The sequence below is a fragment of the Xanthobacter sp. BG11Y11_SDJG genome (assembly GCF_057364445.1).
Genome location: NZ_JBNFNU010000380.1, coordinates 1 through 4,108, shown reverse-complemented (window position 1 = coordinate 4,108; position 4,108 = coordinate 1). Strand labels below are relative to the sequence as shown.

The following is a 4,108-nucleotide window of genomic DNA, read 5'->3' as shown; positions in this document are numbered from 1 at the left end:
CGCCCAGCCGGCCGGACTGGAGCAGCGCCAGCACCAGCAGCCGGGCCGCCTCGAACGCCTCCGGCGAGGCTTTCAGCAGGCTGCGGTAGAGCGCGATCGCCTCGTCGACGCCGCCCGCTTTGGTGCAGGGCGCCCGCGCGGGCGAGGTCCGGCCTGATGTCCTTCGCCATGCCAACGGCTCCCGCCCCCAAGAGCCGCTCAGCTGCGGGCGCGCTGCCCGAACAGGATGGCCTGCACGTCCTTGTCCTTGGCGATGTCGACGCTGGCGCGCTCCTCGGCATTGACCTTGAAGCCGCGCTGCACCGCCGGCCGCGCCATGACGCGCTCCAGCCAGGCCTTGAAGTGCGGGAACTCCTCGATCTGGATGCCCTGGCGCTCCCACAGCTTGGCCCAGCCGACGCAGGCCATGTCGGCGATGGAATAGTCGCCCGCCAGATACTCCCGGTCGGCGAGGCGCTTGTCCATGACGCCATACAGCCGGTGCACCTCGTTGGAATAGCGCTCGATGGCGTAGGGCACCTTTTCCGGCGCATAGATGCGGAAGTGGTGCGCCTGCCCGGCCATCGGGCCGAGGCCGCCCATCTGCCAGAACAGCCACTGCTCCACCTCCACCCGCGCGCGCTCGGCAGCGGGGTAGAACTGGCCGGTCTTGCGGCCGAGATACTGGAGGATGGCGCCGCTCTCGAACACCGAGATGGGCGCGCCGTCCGGCCCCGCGGGATCGACGATGGCCGGCATCTTGTTGTTCGGCGAGACGGCGAGGAAGTCCGGCTTGAACTGGTCGCCCTTGCCGATGTTGACGAGCTTCACCTCGTAGGGAAGCCCGCACTCCTCCAGCATGATGGTGATCTTCCAGCCGTTGGGCGTGGGCCAGTAGTACAAGGCGATGGGTTGGGCTTGGTCCTGGGCCATGAAAGCTCCCTCACACGCGCGGCGCCGCCCGCTGCGGCCCGTGCCCTCAGTATTGGAACCGCCGGAGCAACAGCCGGCTCGGAACCGATCGCACCGGCTTGAACCGTTCGATGCGGAGGCCTCCCGCCGCCGCCTCGGCCTGTCAGGCAGGGGATGCCGCCGGCAGACGCTGGCCTAGAGGTAGCGACCCCGCCCCGCGCAAGCAAGGGAAGGCGCGGTGGAGGCGCCGACGTTCAGCGGCACAGCGGGTCGTCGTTGCGCAGCGGCGTCAGCTGAAGGTCGCTCCAGCGGTGCGGTTCCATGAGCGGCGACCACCATTTCATGGAAATCTCCACGGTGTTTGCCTTGGGCGGCGGCAGCAGGATCGGCAGGCCGTTGACGATGCCGGTCACGCGGGCGCAGCCGGTGGGCGGCGCGCGGGCGGCGGGCGGTACTGGAATTCATTGACGATACACCACCGGCGCCGGGATGGCGGCGCGCAGGCGTCCCGCCGAGGTGCGGTCGTCCGCCACCAGGGTCGGCCGGTCCCCGAACCGGGCCTGGATCGCCGGCTGGATCTTGTAGATCGGCTCGGCGGCCATGCAGCGCCCGCACAGGCGCGGGTCCGGCCACAGGGGCACCGCGGCGCGCACCCCGGCGATGGCCACGTTCATGGCGAGCAGCAGGCCGAGATAGATCGTCAGCCGCTCCCGCCAGCCGCCGAGCCGCTCCAGCTCGGCGAACACATAGACCGGCAGCAGCAGCAGAAAGACATGGAAATAGCGGTCGCGCAGGCTCTCCGTCCCCGCCGCGAGGGTGAAGATGAGCGTCGCCGACACGCCCACTGCCATGAGGGTGCGCAGCACCCGGCGCGGCGGGCCATAGAGGGCGTCGCGCGGCGCGCGCTCGCCGTCGGTTATAGGGCAGGAACACCACCGCCACGAGCGCCAGGAACGGCAGCACATAGCCGGCGAGGGAGGAGAGGAAGGCGTTCAGCACGCCGTCCCATCCGGCATTGGTCGCGCCCATGGTCTGCGCCGCGGCGGCGACCACGTTCTGCCGGCCCACATAGAGCGCGGCGGCATAGATGCCGAGCGGCACGGCCGCCGTGAGCAGCGTGACGAGCAGCCGCCGGTCGAGCAGCGCCCGCCGGTAGCTGGGCTCCAGCAGGCCCGCGATCACCAGCACTGCGAGAAAGGCGACGAAGCCGAACTTGCCGAGGATGCCGAGCGCGATCCACGCGCCGAGCCCGGCATAGAGCGCGGTGCTCGGCCGCCGCGTGATGGCGGTGAGCGTGAGGAAGGTGCCGGCGATGCCGACGATCATCACGTTGGAATGGGTGAGGATGCGGTGGCTGTGATAGCCGATCACCCAGATCGCCGTCAGCGAATAGACCGCCAGCGCCTGGAGGCGCGGATCGGCGATCACCTGCCGGGCGATGCGCCAGACCAGAAGCGCGCAGGCGGCCAGCAAGGCATACCGCAGCAGGGCAAACGAGAGCAGGCCGGTGCCGACGATCTGCTGGAGGCCCCACAGCAGCCAGTCGAAGAATGGCGGGTTGCGCGGAACATAAGACAGTTCCAGCGACTGGACCATGTAGCTTTCGATGGCGTCGTCCGCATTCACCGCCACTTCCAGCAGCGTGGCGATGAGCACGTGCACCAGCGCCCAGGCGAGCACGATGGCGACGACGCCCCGCGGGCGGGCCCACCACGGCACCACCGTCGCGGGTTCGGCGCCGGCCGGCGCATCCAGATGGCGCGGGTCGAGATGCTCGATATGGGTCACGTGGGGTCTCGTCCGGTCTTTGTCGGGGGCCTCTATAGACCCGCGCCGCGTGCACCGCCACCGGGGGATCAGAGCGTGGGCAGCACCGCGAAGGCCGCGCCTCCGCTTGCCGCGAGGGCAGATTCGCTGGCCTCGTGCAGCAGCAGGTCGTCGACCCGCGCGCCCGCCGGACCGGCGCGGCAGGCCTCGGCCATGGCGGCGACCACATCCGGCGGACCGCTGAAGACGGCCTCCACCGCCCCGCTGGCGCGGTTGCGCACCCAGCCCGAAAGTCCGCGCGCCCGCGCCTCATGGGCGCACCAGGCCCGATAGCCGACGCCCTGCACCCGCCCGCGCAGCATCACATGGATCACGCGGAGGCCGCGCGCCGGCTCGTGCGTCACTTGCCGCAGCCCTCGGCGGGCTTCAGCGCCTTGAACTCCGCCATGGTGCCGACGAGCGCGAACTTGCCGTAGTCGATCTTCAAGTCGCCCACCACGCCGTTGTCATAGAGCGCGAAGCTCATCACGTATTCCGGCGAGCCGCTGGTGGCGCCCGGCTCGTAATAGCTCACGGTGACGGGGAAATAGGTGCTGGCGCCGAGCGCCTCGCGGGCGACCGCCGGGACGCGCTCCGCATTGGTGGTGGCGCGGCCGATCACGGCCAGGGTTTCATAGATGCGCGCGGGGTTGCTCGAACCGTCATAGACCTTCGCCTGAAGCACCCGCTCGCCGGCCGTGCCGGCGGCGATCACCCGCGAGACGTGCTCGGTGGGCATCAGCACCTGGCCCGGGATCGTAAGGGTGGCGGGCTTCGGCTTCGTCACCACCACCTTGAGCGCGTCCGGCCCGTCGCGGGACACGTTGGCCTCGACCTCGCTGGCGCCCTCGCCGGAGGAACGGGTGGTGGCATTGAAACGGTAGGACTTGCCCTGCCCGTCCTCCCAGGCCTTGGAGGTCACTTCCTGGGTGAGGCTCTCGCCGTCGCCCGTGGTGCTCTTGCTGGTCTGGCGGGTGAGCGTGGTGAAGCCGGTGCAGGCATCGCCGGTGATCTCGTACTGGATCTCGCCGCGCATGTCCTCCAGCTGTCCGGTGGGCTTCGAGCCGTCGAGCACCAGGCGATAGGTCGCCTGATGCGCCATCAGCGGCACCGCCGCGAGCGCGGGCGCGCCGGCAAGCACCAGAAGGCCGAAGCCGAGCCCGGAGGCGATGAGGCGTGAACGAACCTGCATGTCTTGGTCTCCCCGCGCCGCGCCGCGCCGCCCGCCCCCGCACCGGCAATCCCCTGGATCGACGCCCTCCTCGCCTTCTCGGCGCCGGAGAAAGCAGGCGCCCTCCACCGGCAATCCTTGGGCCGACGCCTTCGCCCGCTCGATGATGCGCTATGCCCCCCGTCGGCTCCCCTGCGCCGTCCGCCGCCCGCAGTTCCGGCAATGCCTGGCAGGATGTGG

The 4,108-nt window shown here is 70.4% G+C and carries 4 protein-coding genes; all 4 read right to left on the bottom strand.

Annotated features, from left to right (window positions below):
- Positions 1-198 precede the first annotated feature (198 nt).
- The 4 genes from AC2W7M_RS21150 to AC2W7M_RS21135 all read right to left on the bottom strand — a co-directional run bounded on the left by AC2W7M_RS21150 (position 199) and on the right by AC2W7M_RS21135 (position 3,889).
- Positions 199-912, bottom strand: a complete 714-nt coding sequence (locus AC2W7M_RS21150; RefSeq protein WP_486134669.1) for a glutathione S-transferase N-terminal domain-containing protein — start codon at positions 910-912, stop codon at positions 199-201.
- 174 nt (positions 913-1,086) lie between these two features.
- On the bottom strand, positions 1,087-2,679 hold the full coding sequence (locus tag AC2W7M_RS21145) for a glycosyltransferase family 39 protein (protein WP_486134667.1): 1,593 nt from the start codon (positions 2,677-2,679) through the stop codon (positions 1,087-1,089).
- A gap of 68 nt (positions 2,680-2,747) precedes the next feature.
- The gene (locus tag AC2W7M_RS21140; protein ID WP_486134670.1) at positions 2,748-3,020 is read right to left on the bottom strand and encodes an acylphosphatase; all 273 of its coding nucleotides are present in this window, start codon (positions 3,018-3,020) and stop codon (positions 2,748-2,750) included.
- 38 nt (positions 3,021-3,058) lie between these two features.
- Complete coding sequence (locus AC2W7M_RS21135) at positions 3,059-3,889, bottom strand: cell envelope integrity EipB family protein (RefSeq protein WP_486134665.1); 831 nt, start codon at positions 3,887-3,889, stop codon at positions 3,059-3,061.
- Positions 3,890-4,108 lie beyond the last annotated feature (219 nt).

What these genes read in the sequence shown, in the direction of transcription:
- AC2W7M_RS21150 (WP_486134669.1), bottom strand. Translation starts at nt 912, where the DNA reads ATGGCCCAGGACCAAGCCCAACCCATCGCCTTGTACTACTGGCCCACG.
- AC2W7M_RS21135 (WP_486134665.1), bottom strand. Translation starts at nt 3,889, where the DNA reads ATGCAGGTTCGTTCACGCCTCATCGCCTCCGGGCTCGGCTTCGGCCTT.
- AC2W7M_RS21140 (WP_486134670.1), bottom strand. Translation starts at nt 3,020, where the DNA reads ATGCTGCGCGGGCGGGTGCAGGGCGTCGGCTATCGGGCCTGGTGCGCC.